Here is a 20,457-nt window from a genome sequence, read left to right as displayed (position 1 = left end):
CTGCCGGAGCCGGTGGAGCCGGCCGGACCCGCGCCGGATCGGCGGGAACGACGGCACCTCCCGCCGCGGCGGGACTGCGGGCGCGGGGAGCGGGAACGGAAGGGGGAGGCTCGTGGTCGTCATGGGTACCGCCGGTGGTCGCAGGGCGTCGGCCCCGGGTGGGCCGGCTTCTGATGACGCACACTCTGGGCGGCTCGTAGGTCCGGCGGAAGGCCTTTCCGGGAACCTGTGGACAACCCGGGGCTGTGGATGAACTCCGCCACCCGCGCGGGCTAATTCAATGGCCGCGGGAATTCCATATGACCGCAGGAATGCCCCATGACCGCAGGAGTGCCACATGACCGCAGGAATGCCCCATGACCGCGGGGGCGAGAGGGATCGGGGAGCGCAATAGGGGCCCGGGAATACAAGGGGAAGGCCGGGAACGCGAAAGGCCCGCCGGCCCCGCCGGAGCGGGGTCAACGGGCCTTTCGAAAGCCTGGGATCAGCCGGCCGGCTTCGCCGCGGCCGCCGGAGCGGGGCTCGCCGCGGGGGCGGAGCCGCCCGAGGACGAGGCCGGGGCGGTCGACGAGGACGAGGTCGACGAGGTCGAACCCGCACCCACCGAGCTGGTGGAGGACGAGCGGCTGTCGGTCCGGTAGAAGCCGGAACCCTTGAAGACCACACCCACGGCCGAGAAGACCTTGCGGAGCCGTCCCTGGCAGTCGGGGCACGTGGTCAGCGCCTCGTCGGTGAACTTCTGCACCGCCTCCAGGCCGTTGCCGCACTCGGTGCACTGGTACTGGTACGTGGGCACTTGTCTTCCTCCTGGCACTCTCGCCTGATGAGTGCTAACGATGGTCAATGATGCGGCATTCCGCTGCATCAGTCCAGCGACTCGAATGTGAGATGAGCCGGGGGCCGCCGTGTGGCGACCCCCGCGTGAGTGCTGTAGGCGCTCCGCTCAGCCCTTGGCCGCACCCGCCAGCTGCCGCGTCACGGGTCGCTCGCCGCCGCCCGCGACCACCGTGCCGGTGGCGCTCGGCGCGACCAGCAGGTGCCGCAGCACGACCAGTGCGACGAGACCCAGCCCGGCGCCGGCCACCGGCACCAGGAACCCGGCCGACGGCCCGTGGCTGTCGATCAGCCGCCCGGCCACCGTGGAGCCGGTCGCCAGGCCGAGGCCGATGGCGCCGGTCAGCCAGGTGAAGGCCTCCGTCTTGGCGCCGTCTGCGACCAGCGTCTCGACCAGGGTGTACCCGGTGATCAGCGTGGGCGCGATGGCCAGGCCACAGACGAGGCCGGCGACGGACAGCGCGACCAGGTTGGGCATCGCCCAGAGCGTCGAGCACCCCAGCACCAGCAGCGCGTAGCTGGCCAGCAGCCGCTGCTGGGCGGCCCGGCGCCAGGCGATCATGCCGTAGAGCACACCGGCCAGCATCGAGCCGCCGGCGAAGATCCCGTACACCGTGCCGTTGGCGCCGGGCTGGCCGACGGACTCGGTGAAGGCGGTCACCGAGACCTGCATCCCGCCGAAGACGGTGCCGACGCCCAGGAACGCGCCGGCCAGAAGCCGGACACCGGGCGAGGAGAGCGCCGAGACGCGGCGGGCCCCCGGCTGGTGCGGGTGCCGGGCGGGGGCGGTGCGGCGCTGCGCGGCAAAGGCGAGCCCGCCGGCGACGGTCAGCGCGGCCTCGGCGATCAGCCCGGCCGAGGGGTTGACCGAGGTGGCGATGGCGCTGGCCAGCACGGGGCCGATCACGAAGGTGAACTCGTCCGTCACCGACTCGAAGGCGAACGCGGTGTTCAGCTTGGCCGCGGGCGCACCGTCGGCGGAGAGCTTGGCGACCCAGCGGGAGCGCACCATCGCGCCGATCTGCGGCACGCTGGCGCCGGCCGGCGCGGCGGCCACCAGCAGGGCCCAGACGGGGGCGTGGCCGAGCGCCAGTGCGATCAGCGCGCCGACCGAGACGGCGTGCACGATCACGCTCGGCACCAGGACGGCGGCCTGGCCGTACCGGTCGGCCAGCCGGCCGGTCTGCGGGCCGACGAGGGCCTGGGCGACGGCCGAGACGGCCGCGACGGTGCCGGCCGTGCCGTACGAGCCGTGGGTGTCGAAGACGAGCAGCAGGATGCCCAGGCTGAGCATGGCGTACGGGAGCCGCGCGGCGAAGGCGGGCGCCAGGAACGTCCAGGCGCCCGGGGTGCGCAGCAGTGCGCCGTACCCGACGCGGGCGGGAGCCTCGGTGGCGGACGCGGTGTCCGGCGAGGTGCCCGAGGGGGCGTCCATCGGGACGCCGCTGTTGTCGACCGTTCGGCGGGCCGTCACGGTCGGTCCTTCCTGCTGCCTGGTAGCGCGGAAGGGGCATGCGGTGGCCCCGACGGCGCCGAGAGTCGTCCTCTCGCGCGTCGACCGGGGTAGTTACCGGGCCGGCCCGGCGTGGTTTCCGGGGGTCTGGCCGCGGCCGCCGAGCGGTCGCGCCAACTCTGCGTCAGGCAGATGCTGGGTGTGTATCAACCATCATACATATACGCGCGTAGATGTCGCGCTTGCCTCCACAGTACAGGGCACATCCAAAATTATCCTGCCAATTGAAGGTAAATGCTGGACAAACCCTTCAGGGCCCCTGCTCGCGGTGCCCCAAGGCCCTCGCTCGCGGTGCCCCAAGCCCTCGGCCGTGACACCCCACGGCCCTCGGCCCCGTGACGCCCGGGCCCCTCGCCGGTGACGCCCGGGGCCCTTGCCCGCGGCACCCCGGGCCCTCGCCCCCGTGGCGCTTCCGGCCCTGCCCGTGACGCTCAGGCCCCCCGCCCGTACAGCCACCCGGCGAGCTTGCCGCCCTTGTCCACGGCCCGCAGCCGCCGCTCCGCCGCCTCGCTCACGTCGTCCGTGGTGACCACCAGCAGTTCGTCGCCGCCGCGCAGCACGGTGGCCTTGTCCGGCACGAAGCTGCTCCCCTCGCGGACGACCAGGGTGACCGCCGCGCCGGCCGGCAGCCGCAGCTCGCCGATCTCCACGCCCGACATCTTCGAGTTCGGCGACAGTGCCACCGACAGCAGGTGCCCGTGCAGCTTCTCCAGCGGGGCGGACTCGATGCCGAGGTCCTGGCCCATCGAGCCCTCGCCGATCCGCAGCCACCTGGCGACCAGGGGCAGGGTCGGCCCCTGGAGCAGGGTGAAGACCACGACCAGGATGAAGACGATGTTGAAGACGTCCTGTGCCATCGGCGCGTCCGCCACCATCGGGATGGTGGCCAGCACGATGGGCACCGCCCCGCGCAGCCCGGCCCAGCTCAGCAGTGCCTGTTCGCGCGCGGGCAGCTTGAACGGCGTCAGGGTCAGCACGACCGAGAGCGGCCGCGCCACGAAGACCAGGACGGCGCCGATCACCAGCGCGGGCACCACGGCCGAGCCCATCGTCTCGGGGGTGCAGAGCAGGCCGAGCAGCACGAACATGCCGATCTGACCGATCCAGGCCAGGCCGTCGGCGAAGCCGCGGACGGCCGGGCCGTGCGGAAGCTTGGCGTTGCCGAGGATGACGGCGCTGATGTAGACGGCGAGGAAGCCGGAGCCGTGCAGCAGCGCACCGCCCGCGTAGGCGAGCACGGTGAGCGCCATGACGGCGATCGGGTAGAGGCCGGAGGACGGCAGCGCGACGTGCTTGATCCCGAACGCGCCGATCTTGCCGACCGCGAAGCCGACGGCCGCGCCGATGGCCAGCTCGGCGACGATCGTGCCGGCCAGCACGTACCAGGAGTCCAGTTCGCCGGTGGTGGCGAAGGCCACGACCAGGATGACCACGGGCGCGTCGTTGAAGCCGGACTCGGCCTCCAGCAGGCCGGTCAGCCGGTGCGGCAGCGGCACCATCCGCAGGACGGAGAAGACGGCCGCGGCGTCGGTCGAGGAGACGATCGCGCCGAGCAGCATGGAGGTGCGCCAGTCGAGGCCGACCAGCCAGTGCGCGCCGGCGGCGGTGACGAAGACGCTGACCCCGACGCCGACGGTGGCGAGCACCGTGGCGGCCGGCATCACCGGTCTGACCTCACGCCAGCTGGTCTTGAGACCGCCCTCGGCGAGGATCACCACCAGGGCGGCGTAGCCGAGCACCTGGGTCAGCGCGGCGTTGTTGAAGGAGACGCCGAGGCCGTTCTGGCCGAGCGCGACGCCGATGCCGAGATAGATCAGCAGGCTGGGCAGTCCCGACCGGGTCGAGATGCGCACGGCGACCACCGCGACCAGCAGGATCACGGAGAACTCGAGGAGCAGCTGGTTCAGGTGGTCGACATTCACGCAGGGGCACCTCGGGCAGGCTGGGGGCGGGCGGGGTGTCTGACGGCGGTGAGGCCGAAGGAGTCGACCGGAAGGTGAGGCGGGGCCGGGAGGGCCGATTGCTCCCCTTGTGGATCGTTACTCAGTCTAACATTTTGCCATATCTTTAGCTTCGCCTGTGACATCGGCCTCCGCCTCCGCTCCCCGGAAGCTTCTCCGGCGCTTCTCTGACCTCCGCAGATCCCACCGTGAGCGTCCCCCGTGCACGTCCGCCAGCCGAGTCGGCCTAATGTGGTGCCCTGTCATGGCCGAGTGCCCTGGACACGCCCACCTGCTCCCCAGTCGAGGACCGCAAGGACCCAGATGCCCCGCTCGAAGAAGTTCCGGCGCGCCCGTCTGATCGTGATCGTGCTGGTCGTGCTGCTGGTGGCCGGCGCCGGCTACGGCGGCTACCAGGGGGTGGCCGCGGTCCGCGCGTCATTCCCGGAGGTCGACGGCAGCGTCAAGGTGGCGGGCCTGAGCGCGCCGGTCGACGTCAAGCGGGACGCCAACGGCATCCCCCAGCTCTACGCCGACACCAGTGAGGACCTCTTCCGCGCCCAGGGCTACGTCCAGGCCCAGGACCGCTTCTGGGAGATGGACGTCCGACGGCACATCACCGCGGGCCGCCTCTCCGAGATGTTCGGTGACAGCCAGGTCGAGACCGACTCCTTCATCCGCACCATGGGCTGGCGCCAGGTGGCGCAGAAGGAGTTCGACGAGAAGCTCACGCCCGAGACCAAGAAGTACCTCCAGGCCTACGCGGACGGCGTCAACGCCTGGCTCGGCGAACACCCGGGCGGCCGGAGCGCCTCGCTGGAGTACACGCTGCTCGGCGTCGTCAACGGCGGCTACAAGCCCGAGCAGTGGACGCCCGTCGACTCGGTGTCCTGGCTGAAGGCGATGGCCTGGAACCTCTCCGGCAACCTCCAGGAGGAGATCGACCGCTCGCTGCTCGCCCAGGACTTCAGCCCGGAGAAGATCGCCGAGCTCTACCCGGAGTACCCGTACGCGAGCAACGGCACGATCGTGAAGACCGGCACCGTCAGCGGCGACACCTACCGCCCCGCCGACAGCTCCGGCCAGGCCAACGCCGGTGCCGCCGCCCAGGGCGCGGCCGCCACCAAGGCGACGCTCAAGGACATCACCGGCCGGATCGACGCGATGCCGCAGCTGCTCGGCCGCCAGGGCCAGGGCATCGGCTCCAACTCCTGGGTGGTCGCCGGCTCGCACACCACCACCGGCAAGCCGCTGCTGGCCAACGACCCGCACCTGGGCCCCGGCCTGCCCTCGGTCTGGTACCAGATGGGCCTGCACTGCCGCACCACCTCGGCCGCCTGCCAGTACGACGTCTCGGGCTTCACCTTCGCGGGCATGCCGGGCGTGGTGATCGGCCACAACAAGGACATCGCCTGGGGCTTCACCAACCTGGGCGCCGACGTCACCGACCTCTACCTGGAGAAGGTCACCGGCCCGGAGACGTACCTCGTGGACAACAAGGAGGTGAAGTTCGCGCTGCGCAAGGAGACCATCAAGGTCGCCGGCGGCGAGGACCGCACCATCACCGTCCGCACCACCCAGACCGGCGCGCCGCTGATCTCGGACCAGAGCACCGAGCAGCAGAACGTCGGCAAGTACGCCCCGAACGGCACCGCCGCCCCCGACCGCGGCACCGGCGGCTACGGCGTCGCCCTGCAGTGGTCGGCGCTCAACCCCGGCAAGACCATGGACGCCGTCTTCGCGCTGGACCGCGCCAAGAACTGGGAGGAGTTCCGGGGCGCCGCCAAGGACTTCGCCGTCCCCGCGCAGAACCTGATCTACGCCGACGCCTCGAACATCGGCTACCAGGCCCCCGGCGACATCCCCATGCGCGGCAAGGGCGACGGCAGCTACCCCGCCCCCGGCTGGGACTCCGCCTACCAGTGGAAGGGCTCCATCCCCTTCACCGCCCTGCCCTACAGCTACAACCCCTCCGTCGGCTACATCGTCACCGCCAACCAGGCCGTGGTCGACCCGTCGTACAAGTACCTGCTGACCAAGGACTGGGAGTACGGCACCCGGGCCAAGGAGATCACCGACCAGATCGAGCTCAAGCTCAGGAACAACGGCCGGATCTCGCCCGACGACATGCAGGAGATGCAGCTCGACAACACCAGCATCCTCGCGAAGAAGCTGGTCCCGCTGCTGCTCAAGGTGCCGATCGACGACCCGTACGTGCGTGAGGCGCAGGACCTGCTGAAGGACTGGAACTACCACCAGGACGCCGACTCGGCCGCCGCCGCCTACTACAACGGCGTCTGGCGCCAGCTGCTCAGCCTCTCCTTCGGCCAGAAGTTCCCGGCCGATCTGCGGGCCGAGGACAACTGCCTGCTGGTCCGCCGGCAGACCGACCCGACCAAGCCGGACAGCAGCTCCCAGATCGTCACCGAGTGCGGCACCCGCGACCCGGGCAAGGCCCAGCCGGACGGCGGCGACCGCTGGACCGAGGTGGTGCGCCAGCAGCTCGACAGGCCCGACAGCAGCTGGTGGACGTACATCGACTCGCAGCACAAGGAGCAGAAGGGCCTCGACAACCTGCTCGCCGAGGCCATGAAGAACGCCCGCCAGGACCTCACCTCGCTGCTCAGCAAGGACATCTCGACCTGGAGCTGGGGCCGACTGCACAAGCTGACCCTGCGCGAGCAGACCATGGGCACCGACGACTCCTCGATCGCCTCCGGCGTCGTCCACAAGCTGCTCAACCGCGGCCCGTACCGCCTCTCCGGCGGCTCGGCGGCGGTCGACGCGGCGGGCTGGAACGCGGCGGCCGGCTACCAGGTCGACTGGATCCCGTCGATGCGGATGGTGGTCGACCTGAGTGACCTCGACGCCTCGCGCTGGATCAACGTGGGCGGCGCCTCCGGGCACGCCTTCCACCCCAACTACAACGACCAGACCGACCTCTGGCTCGGCGGCAAGCTGCTGACCTGGGCCTACTCGCCGGACGCGGTCGAGAAGGCGGCCAAGCACAAGCTGGTGCTGACCACCGGCTGACCCACCGCTCGACCGCGGCCCCGCCCTCCCCGCACCGGGAAGGGCGGGGCCGCGGTCGTGTTCAGGCCCGACGGCCAGGACCTAGCCCAGCCGGTGCAGCCCCGACGGCGTGAGCGCGGCGTCCACCGGCAGGTCGTGCGGCTCGGCCGGCACGCTCGCCAGCAGCTCGTGCTCGTACAGCAGCACGGCCAGCAGGGGGCGCACCCCGGCCCGCCCCAGCCGGGCCAGCACCCGGTCGTACGAGCCGCCGCCCCGGCCCAGCCGCAGCCCCTGCCGGTCCGCCGCCAGGCCCGGCAGCAGCACCAGCTCCGCCCCCGTCACCGCCTCCGGTCCGAGCCGGCCGCCGACCGGCTCCAGGAGCCCGCGCCCGGCCGGGGCCAGCGCCCCCGGGCCCTCGTAGGCGGCCCAGTCCAGGTCGTTGTCGGCCAGCAGCACCGGCAGCAGCACCCGCACCCCGCGTGCCAGCAGCGCGTCCAGCAGCGGCCGGGTGCCCGGCTCGGCGCCGACCGACACGTACGCGGCCACCGTGGCACCCGGCGCGGCCAGCTCCCCGGAGTGCCCGGCCAGCGCCTGCGCGGCCGCCTCCCGGGCCTCCGGCGACAGCGCACGCCGCTGCGACAGCAGCCGTGTCCTCAGCGCGTTCTTCTCGTTGTGCATGGGATGCTCCACGGCTCGATCCTTCACGGCCCGATCCTCCCCGGTTCGGTGCTCCCCGGCTCTGTGCGGGCGACGCCCAGAGCCTGACACGCGGAAGGCGCCCCGATGTCCACCCCGCTGCTGGTCCAGACTCTGGCCTCGCTGAGCGTCCCCGCGCTGGCCGGCGCCACCGTGCTCGGCCTGCGACTGCGCCGCGGTGCGCGGGGCGGGGCCGCCCGCGAGGCCGCGCTGCGCGAGCGGGTCGCCGAGCTGGAGGCCCGCTGCGCCGAGCTGGAGCGCACCGCCTCCTGCGACCCGCTCACCGGCGTCTGGAACTACCGGCACCTGCAGCTCACCCTGGACCGGGAGATCGAGCGCGCCCGCCGCGCCGAGCAGACCGAGCAGCAGGAGGGCCCGCGCCCGCTGGCCGTGCTGCTGCTGGAGATCGCGGGCTTCGAGGCGGTCATCGCCGAGCACGGCCGGGCCCGGGCCAACGCGGTGCTGCGCGACCTCGCCCAGCGGCTCGGCATGGAGATCCGCCGCTCGGACACCTTCGGCCGGTACAGCGGCGAGGAGTTCCTGGCCGTGCTCCCGGACACCGGCGCCGAGGGCGCCGCGCAGGTCGCCGAGCGGCTGGTCTGGTCGGTCCGGCGCCACCTGCTGCTGGACTGGTCCTCCGGCCCGCGCGAGGACCGCCGCCCGCACGGCAACGGGCTGACCGCCGCCGTCGGTCTCGCGGTGCTGCCGGAGGACGGCACCCACGCCGCCGTCCTGCTCCGGGTCGCCGACCGGGCCCTCGCCGAGGCCCGGGCGGCAGGCGGGGACTGCTGGCGCGGAACAGTCCCCCCGCGGTCGGAGGGCAGCTCCGATGCCGAGCGTGACCGTTCGGGAAAGGCGGGTAGTCTGTCGGCCTGTGCCGGAGGGGACACCCTCGCCTCTCCCGTCACTTCCCCCCTGCCTGCCATCGTGGCCGGGCCCAGCGACGCGCTGTCATCACCGGTCAACCGCGCTCGGCCAGGCGTAAACATGCCTTAGTAAGGTAAAACGCATGACGACGACCAGCTCTCGAGTGCCGGTAACCAAGGCCGTGGTCCCCGCGGCCGGACTGGGTACCCGCTTCCTCCCGGCGACCAAGGCGACTCCGAAGGAGATGCTGCCGGTCGTCGACAAGCCTGCGATCCAGTACGTCGTCGAGGAGGCGGCCGCCGCCGGGCTGTCCGACATACTGATGGTCACCGGCCGTAACAAGCGCGCCCTCGAGGACCACTTCGACCGCGCCTACGAGCTGGAGGAGCTGCTCGCCCGCAAGGGTGACCAGGATCGCCTGCGCCGGGTCCGCGAGTCCGTCGACCTGGCCAACATGCACTACGTCCGCCAGGGCGACCCCAAGGGCCTCGGCCACGCCGTCTCGGTCGCCGAGCAGCACGTCGCCGGCCAGCCCTTCGCCGTCCTGCTGGGCGACGACCTGATCGACCCGCGCGACCCGCTGCTCGCCCGCATGATCGAGGTCCAGCAGGAGCTCGGCGGCTCGGTCGTCGCGCTGATGGAGGTCGACCCCTCCCAGATCCACCTGTACGGCTGCGCGGCCGTCAAGGCCAACGGCTTCGGCGAGGACGTCTTCCAGGTGACCGACCTGGTCGAGAAGCCCGAGACCGCCGACGCCCCGTCGAACTACGCCGTCATCGGCCGTTACGTCCTCGACCCGTCGGTCTTCGACGTGCTGCGCGAGACCCCGCCCGGCCGCGGCGGCGAGATCCAGCTCACCGACGCCCTGCGCGAGCTGGCCACCCGCGAGCCGGAGGTCGGCGGCCAGGTGCACGGCGTCCTCTTCAAGGGCCGCCGCTACGACACCGGCGACCGCGCGGACTACCTGCGCGCTATCGTCCGACTGGCCTCCGAGCGCGAGGACCTCGGCCCGGAGTTCCGCTCCTGGCTCCGCGAGTTCGTCGCCTCCGAGCTGCAGGACTGACCTACCGACAGAGAGCGAGTGAGCCGATGACCGGGTCCACGGAAAGCAGCACCACCCCTGCCGCAGCCTGCTGCGAGGGGACCGCGGACCCGGCACCGGCCGCTCGACCGGCCAGGCTCTGGACGGTCGACGAACACCTCGCCGACGTCCTGGCCACCGTCGGCCCACTGCCCGCGATCGAGCTCCAGCTGCTCGACGCCCAGGGCTGCCGGCTCGACGAGGACGTGCTCGCCGACGGCGACCTGCCGCCCTTCGACAACAGCTCGATGGACGGCTACGCGCTCCGCACCGCCGACACCACCGGCGCCACGGCCGCGTACCCCTCGGTGCTCGCGGTGGTCGGCGACATCGCCGCCGGCGCCGGCGAACTGCCGAAGGTCGGCCCCGGCCAGGCCGCCCGGATCATGACCGGCGCCCCCGTCCCGCCCGGCGCCCAGGCCGTCGCCCCGGTCGAGTGGACCGACGGCTCCACCGGCAGCGGGCAGGCCGCCGACGCGATGACCGCCGCCGTCGAGGACGAGGAGGTCCGGGTGCTGCGCCCGGTCTCCGACGGTGCCCACATCCGCCGCCGCGGCAGCGATGTCGCGGCCGGCTCGCGGGTGCTGGAGGCCGGCACCCGGCTCGGCCCCGCCCAGCTCGGCCTGCTCGCCGCGATCGGCCGGGCCACCGTGAAGGTCCGCCCGCGCCCGCGGGTGGTCGTCCTCTCCACCGGCAGCGAGCTGGTCCAGCCCGGCGAGCCGGTCGGCCCGGGCCGGATCTCCGACTCCAACAGCTTCACCCTCACCGCCGCGGCCCGCGACGCCGGCGCCATCGCCTACCGCGTCGGCGGCGTCCCGGACGACGCGGCGCGGCTGCGCGCCGTCCTGGAGGACCAGCTCGGCCGGGCCGACCTGATCGTCACCAGCGGCGGCGTCAGCGTCGGCGCGTACGACGTGGTCAAGGAGGTCTTCGAGTCCTACGGCGGAGTCGACTTCCGGCGGCTGCGGATGCAGCCCGGCAAGCCGCAGGGCTTCGGCCGGATCGGCGCCGGGAGCGGTGCCGGGGCCGGCGGCGCCGGGGTTCCCCTGATGGCCCTGCCCGGCAACCCGGTCAGCGCCTACATCTCCTTCGAGCTCTTCGTCCGCCCGGTGATCCGCACCATGCTCGGCGCCGCCGACGTCCACCGCCCGGTGGTCCGCGCGCTCTGCCCCGCGACGCTGCGGTCGCCGGCCGGCCGGCGGCAGTTCCTGCGCGGCCGGTACGACGCGGCGGCCGGCGTGGTCGAGCCGGTCGGTGGGGCCGACTCCCACCTGGTCGGCGCGCTGGCCCGGGCGGACTGCCTGATCACCGTCCCCGAGGACGTCACCGAGCTGCCCGCCGGCAGCGAGGTGGACGTCGTCCTGCTCGGCGGCTGACCAGCCGGCGCGGCGGGCCGTCTCGCGGACGCGGCCCGTCCCACGCCCCGGCCGGGACGGGGGGGTACGGTAGCGCGGTATTCGACCTGCGCGCCCCCTGGAGCACCCGTGAGCACCTCACCCCCCGGCGACCGCCTCACCCATGTCGACGACCAGGGCGCGGCCCGGATGGTCGACGTCACCGAGAAGGCCACCACCGCGCGCACCGCCGTCGCGGCCGGCCGGGTCCGGGTCTCCCCGCGCGTGGTCGAGCTGCTGCGCGGCGAGGGCGTGCCCAAGGGTGACGCCCTCGCCGTCGCCCGGATCGCCGGGATCATGGGCGCCAAGAGGACTCCGGACCTGATCCCGCTCTGCCACCCGATCGCGGTCTCCGGCGTCCAGGTCGACCTCTCCGTCGCCGACGACGCGGTCGAGATCACCGCCACCGTGAAGACCGCCGACCGCACCGGCGTCGAGATGGAGGCGCTCACCGCCGTCGCGGTGGCCGGCCTCACCGTGATCGACATGGTCAAGGCCGTCGACAAGAGCGCCACCATCGAGTCCGTCCGGGTGCTCAGCAAGACCGGTGGCAAGAGCGGTGACTGGTTCACCCCGGAGGCGGGCGCATGAGCGAGGCGGGCATGCGCGCGCTGGCCGTCACCGTCTCCAACCGGGCCTCGGCCGGCGTCTACCAGGACAAGGGCGGCCCGCTGCTGGTGGCAGGCCTGCGCGCGATGGGCTTCACCGCCGACGGCCCCGAGGTGGTTCCCGACGGCGAACCGGTCGAGGCGGCCCTGCGGGCGGCCGTCGCGGCCGGCTACGACGTGGTGCTGACCACGGGCGGCACCGGCATCTCCCCGATGGACCTGACCCCCGAGATGACCGCCAGGGTCATCGACCGGCAGGTCCCCGGCATCGCCGAGGCCATCCGGGCCCACGGCCGCGCGAAGGTCCCGACCTCCGCGCTCTCCCGCGGGCTGGCCGGCCTCGCCGGACGTACCCTGATCGTCAACCTGCCGGGCTCGACCGGCGGCGTCAAGGACGGCCTGGCCGTCCTGGAGCCGCTGCTCGCCCACGCCGTCGACCAGCTCGGCGGCGGGGACCACCCCCGGCCCGACGCACCTGCTTCCGGGAGAGCGCACTGAACGCCGGCTGGCCGGTCGAGCTCCACGAGGGGGACGTCGCGCTGCGCCCGATCAGGGTGCGCGACCAGCGTGAGTGGCAGGAGGTCAGCCGGCGCAACCGGGACTGGCTGCGCCGCTGGGAGGCCACCGTGCCACCCGGTCCGGCCGGCCAGGGCGCCGGTCCGCGGCCCACCTACCGGCAGATGGTCCGGTTCCTGCGCGGCGAGGCCTCGGCCGGGCGGATGCTGCCCTTCGTGGTGCTCCACAAGGGCCGGCTGGTCGGCCAGCTGACCGTGGGCGGGATCACCTGGGGTTCGATGTGCTCGGCCAATGTCGGCTACTGGGTCGACGAGGCGGTGGCCGGCCGGGGCATCATGCCGACCGCGGTGGCGCTTTCGGTGGACCACTGTTTCCGCACGCTCGGACTGCACCGGATCGAGGTCTGCATCCGCCCGGAGAACGGGCCGAGCCGGCGGGTGGTGGAAAAGCTCGGCTTCCGCTCGGAGGGAATGCGGCCGCGCTATCTGCACATCGACGGCGACTGGCGGGACCACCTGGTGTACGCGCTCACCGCGGAGGAGGTCGCCGAGGGGATGCTGGAGCGCTGGCGGGCGCTCAGTTCCGGGCGCGGCCGCAGGAATTGAATACATGTTCGAAAGAAATATCGATATGGCATCGGCGTGGCGACGGACGGGCACAAATACCGGCAAAATAGTCGGAGAATCAGCTTGATCACACGACACGCCGTGCCAAATTGCTGCCAGGCCTTCCCCGGCGCCCGTACGGTGTGAAACGTGAGCAGTAGCGGCCTTATCTACGCCGTCATCGTAGGGGCCTGGGCCGCCTATCTCGTGCCGATGTGGCTCCGCAGGCAGGACGAGCTCAACGAGGCGCGCCCGACGGAACGCTTCAGCACCGCCATCCGCCTGTTGGCCGGGCGTTCGGCGCTGGAGCGGCGGGCATCCCGGGCCCTGGGCGACGAACCGCGTGACGACGAGCAGAGCAAGGACGGCCCTCCCGGACGGGACGAGGCCGACTCCGGCGACCCCGGGAACGGTCCCGCCGAGGATCGGGCGGAGGGCCCGTCGGACGATCCGGCCGAGCGGCCCGTGGAGCACCCGGCCGAGCGGACGGGCGAGCGGACGGGCGAGCGCGCCGCCGAGCGCGCCGCCGAGCGCGCGGCCGAGGAGACCGCCGAGCGGCGGGCCGGGGTCGAGCGCCGGGCGCGGCTGCTCGCCCGGCGTCGCAGGATGGTCAGTGTCCTCTTCCTGGCGTTCGCGCTCGGCGCGGTCGTCGCGGCGGTGGCCGGTCTGGCCTTCCTCTGGGTCCCGGCCGTGCCGGCCGTCCTCCTCACCCTCTACATCGGCCACCTGCGCAAGCTGGAGCGCCAGCGGTACGAGGTGAAGCTCGATCGCGCCCGGGCCGCCCAGGCCGCCGAGCGGCTGCGCAAGCGCGAGCAGCAGCGCGCCGAGGCCCGCCCGGCGGAGGAGCCGGTGCCGGACGCCCCCGCGGAGCCCGTCCGCGGCCGCCCGCACCTGCGGCTCGCCACCGAGCCGGCCCCGGCCGACCCCGCCCCGGCCACCGGCTCCGCCTCGGCGTCCGCCGTGGCGGAGGCGACCGAGCACGAGGAGTGGGTCGACGGCATGCGCGAGCGCGGCGCGGCCGGCCCGGACTCCTGGGAGCCCGTGCCCGTCCCGCTGCCGACCTACGTCACCGCTCCGGTGGCCCCCCGGGTCACCCGCGCCCTCGACCTGTCGGCCCCCGGTACCTGGACCGCCGGCCGCCCCACCGAGGCCCGCACCACTCCGCTCTTCGACCAGTACGCCGAAGCCCCGGCCGCCGAGACCCGCCCCCGCGCCGCCAACGAATGACCGCGCCGGGCGCCGACCGGGACGGCGTCCCGGGGGGTGGTCACAAGCCCCCTCCGAAAGGTGCTAAAGTTTCTTCTCGTTGGGGCTGTGGCGCAGTCCGGTAGCGCACCTCGTTCGCATCGAGGGGGTCAGGGGTTCGAATCCCCTCAGCTCCACCCAACAGGAAGTCCCGCCCGATCATCAGATCGGGCGGGACTTCTGCGTTGTGGGGGCGTAGGCACCGGATGGCGGGTCAGGCGCTCGGGGCGGAGCGCCGGTTCGGCGGCGTGACGATGATCACTCCTGTGGGGCGGAAACGGCCGAGGGCCGGGCGGAGCGGGTGCTCCGGCCGGCCCTCGGGGGGGCGGGGTCCGTCAGGACTGACCCGAGCCCGCGTAGGGGCCCGGCTGCGGGGCGCCGGCCTGCGGCGGGACGGTGCCGTAGCGGGCCGGACGGTGGCCGCGCGGGTGGCGGGTCAGGGTGTAGCCCGCGACGCCGGCCAGGGCGGCCAGGGCGCCGCCTGCGAGGGTCCAGAACCAGCGGCTGTTCCAGCCGGAGAACCAGCCGGTGTACCAGTGGTCCTCGGGCTCCGCCGGCGCGGCCGCCTTGGCGGTCGCGGCGCCGCCGCCGGCCGGCGGGACGAGCGGGGCCTTGAGCTCGCCGCCCTCCGGCTGGGCGTTGTCCGCGTCGCCCTTGGCGGCGACGTGCAGCTGGACGGAGGCGGCGAGGCCGAGGTCGGGCTGCGGGACGTCGGAGACCGAGAGACGGACGTAGTAGGTGCCGGGCAGCGGGTCGCCGGACCACGGCTCGGCCCAGGAGCGGACCTCGCGCAGGGTGCAGCTCAGGGCGAGCGACGCCGCGGTGGGCTCGGCGGTCGCGTTCTGCGTGCCGGCGGTGCAGGACTGGCGGCGGCGCAGCCCGTCGAAGACCTCGACGCTCCAGGTCTGCGGGCCGTGCCGGTCGGTGGAGGGGGCCAGGTTGACGGTCAGGCCGACCGTCGGGGTCTGGCCCTCGGAGGCACCGAACGCCCAGTACAGGTAGTCGCCGGTGGAGGCGGCGACATTGGCGTCCTGGCGGGCGGCGAGGTTGATCGCGGTCAGGAAGGACGTCCCGGCCTTGGTGACGGGGGCGGGGGTGCCGCTCGCGCTGGGCGAGGCGGACGGGGAGGCGGCGGAGGCGGCCGGGGCCGCGACCACGAGGGCCGGGAGCAGGGTGAGCCCGGCCAGAGCCTTGCGGAAGGAGCCGCGGGTCGTCGAGTTGGGCATGGTCAGTTCTCCCGCCAGACAGCGATCCGCCAGCGTGCGATCCAGCCGAAGAGCAGGCCGGTCAGCAGGCCGGCCAGGGTGAGCACCAGCAGCAGGATCCAGCCGCGGCCGAGACCCATCGCCGGGCCGTCCGGGGCGGGCGAGGCGGCGGTCAGGTCGACCGTCAGTTCCAGCGGCAGGCCGGGCTCGGCCTGGACGCCGGGCTGGGCGGCCAGCGAGTTGCTGACGACCAGGCAGACGGTGGTCTCCGGCTTGCCGCTCGGCGAGGCGGAGGGCGTCGCGGAGGCGTAGCCCTTGGAGTCGTCGGTGGACCAGCGCAGGCCGGTGGAGACCACATCGGTCCGGCCGCTGCCGGCGTCGGTGCCGCGGACCAGTTCCTGGCCGGCGGTGCTGGTGGCCTGGAGCAGGACCCCGTAGTCGCGGGCCACGGCCCGGTCCACGGAGACGCTGACCGAGGCGCGCAGCTCCTGACCGGCCTTGACCGGGACGCGGTAGACGCGGTGCTCCGAGAACTTCTCCCGGTCGCTGTAGACGCCGGGGGTCAGCACGGGCGCGCTCTCGCACTTGTCGGTGCCCGCGGTCTTGACCGGCGTCACGGTGTAGGTGTCGTTGGAGCGGTCGACCAGCTGCTTCACCTTGTCGGTGAGCTGCTCCTGGGTGCGGACGTCGGTGTAGGTGCCGCCGGTGGCGTTGGCGATGCAGAGCAGCTGCTGACGGGTCTTGTCGTCGTGCGCCAGGCCCAGGGTGTCGACCACCAGGTGGATGCCCTGGGCGGCCAGCTCGCGGGCCACGTCGCACGGGTCCGGCGGGGCGCAGGAGTCCTCGCCGTCGGTGATCAGCACCACCCGGCGGGTGGTCTCGCCCTTGCCGAGGTCCTGGGCGGCGCCGCGCAGGGCCAGGCCGATCGGGGTCCAGCCGGTCGGGCGCAGCGTGGCGACGGCCGTCTTGGCCTCGACCTTGTTGGTCTTGCCGACCGGGAAGAGCTGCTTGGTGTCCTGGCAGCCCTGAGCCTTGTCGTCGCCGGGGTAGTTGGCGCCGAGGGTGCGGATGCCGAACTCGGTCTCCGCGGGCAGGGCGTCGATCACCTCGTTGAGGGACTGCTGGGCCACCGAGATGCGGCTCTTGCCCTGGATGTCGGCGGCGCGCATGGAGCCGCTGACGTCCAGGACGAGGTCGACCCGGGGGGCTTCCTTGCCGGCGGAGCCGGCTGATGGTTCGTCGGCATGGGCGGGCAGGCCGCTGAGCAGCGCACCGCCTGTTATCGCCAGGGCGGCCAGCAGGCTGCCGAGCCTGGCCTTGGGTCGTCGTCCGGTAGTCACCCGCCAGATCCTAGGGATCATCAGTTCGCCGTGGCCAACGCGGTCCGGTGTGCGGGTGGCCGGGATCCGGCGTGAACTCCCGGGCGCCGGTGGGCGATCGGGCGCCGGGCGCCGAAGGACGCGCCGAAGGGCGCGGAGAGGAGTGTGGAGGGGGTGCGGAGGGGATGCGGAGGGGGCCGGGCAATCCGGGACACACCGGGGAGAAGAACCGATAAATATGGATAGTGCTCGTTAGGGTGACGAAAGGGGTACCGGCGTCGCCGCACCGGCGCGCTGCCCCGGCCGGTACGTCCGACGGAGTGGAAGGACCCGCACGTGAGCAACCTCTTCGCGATCGCCTACCCGGATCTGGCCACCGCCCAGGCGGTGCGCAACGAGGCGGTCGGCCTGCAGACGCAGAAGCTGATCGACCTGGAGGACGCGGTCGTCGTGGAGCGCGCCACCGCGGACAAGGTCGTCCCGGCGCTGGCCCGCTACGGGGGCCGGATCATCCAGACCTCGCTCTCCGTCGAGGCCGAGGCCGAGCTGAGGGCGACCGTCGAGGCGTCCCGGCCGCAGAGCGCCCAGGCCTCCGTCTGAGCCACCGGCCCAACCGACCAGCCGCTCACGTCGGGGCGGACGGGCCCGGCCGCCCGTCCGCCCCGATCGCCGTCGTACGACGGCCCACCCACCACCACCGCAGCAGGGACACCCAGGACGGTCCGTGGCGACACCCTCCGCCGTGACGAGAAGCGCCGGCCGGCCGCGCCGGACGGTGCCCACCCGGCGCAACACCGAACTCGCGCTGGTCCTGGCCGCCGTGCTGATCGCCGTCTTCGGCTACGCCGAGGCCGGCGTCAACGTCGACGGCACGGTGCCCGCCGACGCGGCCGAGTACGGCGCCGCGCTCGGCGTGCTCGCACTGCTGGCGCACGCCGTGGTCCGCTGGAAGGCGCCGTACGCGGACCCGCTGCTGCTGCCGATCGGCGTGCTGCTCAACGGGACCGGCCTGGTCGTCATCTACCGCCTGGACCGCGCCACGGCGGGCAGCGGCGCGGCGCCCACCCAGCTGCTCTGGTCCACCCTCGGGGTGGGCCTGTTCATCGCCGTCGTCCTGCTGCTGCGCGACCACAAGCGGCTGCAGCGCTACGCGTACATCGGCGCGCTGGTGGCGCTGGTCCTGCTGGTGCTGCCGATCTTCTTCCCGCCGGTGTACGGCTCGCGCATCTGGATCACGGTCGGGCCGCTCTCCTTCCAGCCCGGGGAGTTCGCCAAGATCCTGCTGGCGGTCTTCTTCGCCGCCTACCTGGCGGTGCACCGGGACGCGCTGGCGCTGACCGGCCGCCGGGTGCTCTGGTTCCAGCTGCCGCGCGGGCGGGTGCTCGGGCCGGTGCTGCTGATCTGGGCGGCGTTCGTCGGCGTCCTCGTCCTGGAGACCGACCTCGGCACCTCGCTGCTCTTCTTCGGCCTCTTCGTGGTGATGCTCTACGTGGCCACCGCGCGCAGCGGCTGGATCGCGATCGGGCTGTTCCTGGCCGCGGTGGCGGCGGTCGGGGTCGGCCGGCTCTCGCCGCACGTGCACAGCCGGGTCAACGACTGGCTGGACCCGCTCGGCTCGATCGCGGCCGGCCGGGGCGCCAACCAGATCGCCCAGTCGCTGTTCGCCTTCGCCTGGGGAGGGGAGCTGGGCGCCGGGCTCGGCAACGGGCACTCCGTGCTGATCGGGTTCGCCGCCAAGTCCGACTTCATCCTCGCCACCATCGGCGAGGAGCTGGGCCTGACCGGGCTGATCGCGCTCTTCCTGCTGTACGCGCTGCTGGTCTCCCGCGGGTTCCGGACCGGCATCGCGCTGCGCGACCCGTTCGGGCGGCTGCTGGCGATCGGGCTGGCCGCGATCGTCGGCCTCCAGGTGTTCGTGGTCGCCGGCGGGGTGCTGGACCTCATCCCGCTGACCGGGATGACGCTGCCGTTCGTCGCCCAGGGCGGCTCCTCGGTGGTGACCAACTGGATCATCGTCGCGCTGCTGGTGCGGATGAGCGACCTCGCCCGCCGGCCGGCCCCCGGGGAGGCCTGATGGCGCTGGGCCGCGGCAGGGGCAACGGGCCGCAGGGCCGGCCCGGGATCTCCGTCACCGGACGCCGGGCGGGCACCTTCTGCCTGCTGCTGATCGGGGCGCTCTGCGTCCAGGCCACCCGGGTGCAGGTGTTCCAGGCCAAGGAACTGGACCACAACCCGGCCAACCAGCGGCTCACCATCGAGCGGTACTCCCAGCCGCGGGGCAACATCCGGGTGGGCGCCGACAGCGTCACCGGCTCGGAGCCGACCGGCGGCCGGTACGACTACAAGCGCACCTACACCGACGGGCCGCTGTACGCGGCCGTCACCGGGTACTCCTCGCAGGCGTACGGCAACACCCAGCTGGAGGGGACGGAGGACGACCTGCTCTCCGGCACCGACAGCCGGCTGGCGAGCTGGGCCGTCTGGGACGCCATCGCGCGGAAGCAGAACCCGGGCGGTGACGTCCACACGACGATCGACCGGGCCGCCCAGCAGGCCGCGATGCGCGGGCTGGGCGGCCAGAAGGGCGCGGTCGCCGCGATCGAGCCCGCCACCGGCCGGATCCTGGCGCTGGCCAGCACGCCGTCGTTCGACCCGGGGAGCTTCGCCGGCTCCTCCGCCGCGGACCAGGCGGCCTGGAACAGGCTGCAGGCCGACCCGGACCAGCCGATGCTCAACCGGGCGCTGCGCCAGACCTACCCGCCGGGCTCGACCTTCAAGGTGGTCACCGCGGCGGCCGCGCTGCAGAACGGCGTGGTCTCCGACATCGACGCGCCGACCACCGCGCCGTACCCGTACGTGCTGCCGGGTACCACGACGCCGCTGGTCAACGACACCTCGGCCTGCGACGAGCCGGGGCAGTCGCTGGACACCGCGATGGTCCTCAGCTGCAACAGCGTCATGGGCTACCTCGGAGTGCAGGTGGGGCTGGACAGGATGGTGGCGACGGCCGAGGACTTCGGCTTCAACGACGCCAGGCTGGACGTCCCCGTCCGGCCGGCGCGCTCCAACTTCGACACGGCGATGAACCAGTCCCAGGTGGCGCTCTCCTCCATCGGCCAGTTCGACACCGCGGCCACCCCACTGGTGATGGCGATGGTCGCGGCCGGGGTCGCCAACAACGGGACGGTGATGCATCCACAGCTTGTGGACAAGCTGACCAGGAGCGACGGCGCCACCGTGCAGCTGATGCGTCCGGAGGTGTACCGGCGGGCGATGAGCCCGGCGGTGGCCGGGCAGGTGCAGAAGCTGATGACCGACGTGGTGGAGAACGGCACCGGGCGCAACGCCCGGATCGCCGGCGCGGTCGTCGGCGGCAAGACCGGCACCGCCCAGCACGGGGTGGACAACACCGGGACGCCGTACGCCTGGTTCATCTCCTGGGCCGGGCCGGCCGGCTCGAACGACGTGCCGCCGGTGGCCGTCGCCGTGGTGATCGCGGACAGTGACGCCTCGGACGTCACCGGTGGCGGCCTCGCGGCGCCGATCGCGCGCTCGGTGATGCAGGCCGTACTGGGCCGCTGACGGTGCCCAAGGCGGCGCTGACCTGGGGCTTAGCTGCTCG

General features: G+C 73.2%; 17 protein-coding genes and 1 tRNA gene. 12 read left to right on the top strand and 6 right to left on the bottom strand.

Going from position 1 to position 20,457, the window contains the following annotated elements; all coding sequences use genetic code 11:
* Positions 1–484: 484 nt before the first annotated feature.
* From OG286_RS16895 to OG286_RS16885, 3 genes are all read right to left on the bottom strand, one after another.
* Complete coding sequence (locus OG286_RS16895) at positions 485–796, bottom strand: FmdB family zinc ribbon protein (protein WP_396324492.1); 312 nt, start codon at positions 794–796, stop codon at positions 485–487.
* A gap of 147 nt (positions 797–943) precedes the next feature.
* Positions 944–2,269, bottom strand: a complete 1,326-nt coding sequence (locus OG286_RS16890; protein ID WP_396324559.1) for an MFS transporter — start codon at positions 2,267–2,269, stop codon at positions 944–946.
* 509 nt (positions 2,270–2,778) lie between these two features.
* Positions 2,779–4,269, bottom strand: a complete 1,491-nt coding sequence (locus tag OG286_RS16885; protein WP_396324491.1) for a potassium/proton antiporter — start codon at positions 4,267–4,269, stop codon at positions 2,779–2,781.
* Positions 4,270–4,611: 342 nt separating this feature from the next.
* Here OG286_RS16885 and OG286_RS16880 point away from each other — a divergent pair, with 342 nt between their 5' ends.
* Positions 4,612–7,320 (top strand): penicillin acylase family protein, encoded by a 2,709-nt coding sequence (locus OG286_RS16880; protein WP_405361090.1) that lies wholly within the window; start codon positions 4,612–4,614, stop codon positions 7,318–7,320.
* Between the two features lie 81 nt (positions 7,321–7,401).
* On the opposite strand, the gene OG286_RS16875 is transcribed toward OG286_RS16880, so the two are convergent.
* Positions 7,402–7,977, bottom strand: coding sequence for a 5-formyltetrahydrofolate cyclo-ligase (locus OG286_RS16875; RefSeq protein WP_396324558.1), 576 nt, complete (start codon positions 7,975–7,977; stop codon positions 7,402–7,404).
* A gap of 105 nt (positions 7,978–8,082) precedes the next feature.
* Here OG286_RS16875 and OG286_RS16870 point away from each other — a divergent pair, with 105 nt between their 5' ends.
* The 8 genes from OG286_RS16870 to OG286_RS16835 all read left to right on the top strand — a co-directional run bounded on the left by OG286_RS16870 (position 8,083) and on the right by OG286_RS16835 (position 14,448).
* A complete protein-coding gene (locus tag OG286_RS16870) occupies positions 8,083–8,991 on the top strand; it encodes a GGDEF domain-containing protein (RefSeq protein WP_405361092.1) in 909 nt (302 codons plus the stop codon).
* Between the two features lie 13 nt (positions 8,992–9,004).
* The gene (galU, locus tag OG286_RS16865; protein WP_396324488.1) at positions 9,005–9,925 is read left to right on the top strand and encodes a UTP--glucose-1-phosphate uridylyltransferase GalU; all 921 of its coding nucleotides are present in this window, start codon (positions 9,005–9,007) and stop codon (positions 9,923–9,925) included.
* Positions 9,926–9,951: 26 nt separating this feature from the next.
* Entirely contained in the window at positions 9,952–11,319 is a 1,368-nt protein-coding gene (gene glp / locus OG286_RS16860) for a gephyrin-like molybdotransferase Glp (protein ID WP_405361094.1), read from the top strand.
* A gap of 108 nt (positions 11,320–11,427) precedes the next feature.
* The gene (gene moaC / locus OG286_RS16855) at positions 11,428–11,928 is read left to right on the top strand and encodes a cyclic pyranopterin monophosphate synthase MoaC (protein ID WP_396324486.1); all 501 of its coding nucleotides are present in this window, start codon (positions 11,428–11,430) and stop codon (positions 11,926–11,928) included.
* Entirely contained in the window at positions 11,925–12,443 is a 519-nt protein-coding gene (locus OG286_RS16850) for a molybdenum cofactor biosynthesis protein B (RefSeq protein WP_396324485.1), read from the top strand. Before moaC ends, OG286_RS16850 begins: the two co-directional genes overlap by 4 nt.
* Positions 12,440–13,066, top strand: coding sequence for a GNAT family N-acetyltransferase (locus OG286_RS16845; protein ID WP_396324557.1), 627 nt, complete (start codon positions 12,440–12,442; stop codon positions 13,064–13,066). Before OG286_RS16850 ends, OG286_RS16845 begins: the two co-directional genes overlap by 4 nt.
* Positions 13,067–13,216: 150 nt before the next feature.
* Complete coding sequence (glpR, locus tag OG286_RS16840) at positions 13,217–14,293, top strand: gephyrin-like molybdotransferase receptor GlpR (RefSeq protein ID WP_396324484.1); 1,077 nt, start codon at positions 13,217–13,219, stop codon at positions 14,291–14,293.
* Positions 14,294–14,374: 81 nt separating this feature from the next.
* Positions 14,375–14,448: transfer RNA gene (locus tag OG286_RS16835), tRNA-Ala, on the top strand.
* A gap of 198 nt (positions 14,449–14,646) precedes the next feature.
* Here OG286_RS16835 and OG286_RS16830 read toward each other — a convergent pair.
* Complete coding sequence (locus tag OG286_RS16830; protein ID WP_396324483.1) at positions 14,647–15,537, bottom strand: peptidase; 891 nt, start codon at positions 15,535–15,537, stop codon at positions 14,647–14,649.
* 2 nt (positions 15,538–15,539) lie between these two features.
* Positions 15,540–16,856 (bottom strand): VWA domain-containing protein, encoded by a 1,317-nt coding sequence (locus OG286_RS16825; protein WP_396324482.1) that lies wholly within the window; start codon positions 16,854–16,856, stop codon positions 15,540–15,542.
* Positions 16,857–17,171: 315 nt separating this feature from the next.
* Here OG286_RS16825 and OG286_RS16820 point away from each other — a divergent pair, with 315 nt between their 5' ends.
* The 3 genes from OG286_RS16820 (at position 17,172) to OG286_RS16810 (ending at position 20,417) form a co-directional block, all read left to right on the top strand.
* Positions 17,172–17,435: a DUF1269 domain-containing protein gene (locus OG286_RS16820; RefSeq protein ID WP_396324481.1), complete on the top strand. Its 264-nt coding sequence runs from the start codon at positions 17,172–17,174 to the stop codon at positions 17,433–17,435.
* Positions 17,436–17,577: 142 nt separating this feature from the next.
* A complete protein-coding gene (locus OG286_RS16815) occupies positions 17,578–18,909 on the top strand; it encodes an FtsW/RodA/SpoVE family cell cycle protein (protein WP_405365416.1) in 1,332 nt (443 codons plus the stop codon).
* Positions 18,909–20,417 (top strand): penicillin-binding transpeptidase domain-containing protein, encoded by a 1,509-nt coding sequence (locus OG286_RS16810; RefSeq protein ID WP_396324479.1) that lies wholly within the window; start codon positions 18,909–18,911, stop codon positions 20,415–20,417. Before OG286_RS16815 ends, OG286_RS16810 begins: the two co-directional genes overlap by 1 nt.
* The last annotated feature ends 40 nt before the right edge of the window (positions 20,418–20,457 follow it).

This window comes from Kitasatospora sp. NBC_00039 (assembly GCF_045160625.1).
GTDB lineage: Bacteria > Actinomycetota > Actinomycetes > Streptomycetales > Streptomycetaceae > Kitasatospora.
This window is presented reverse-complemented; position numbering and strand designations above follow the sequence as displayed.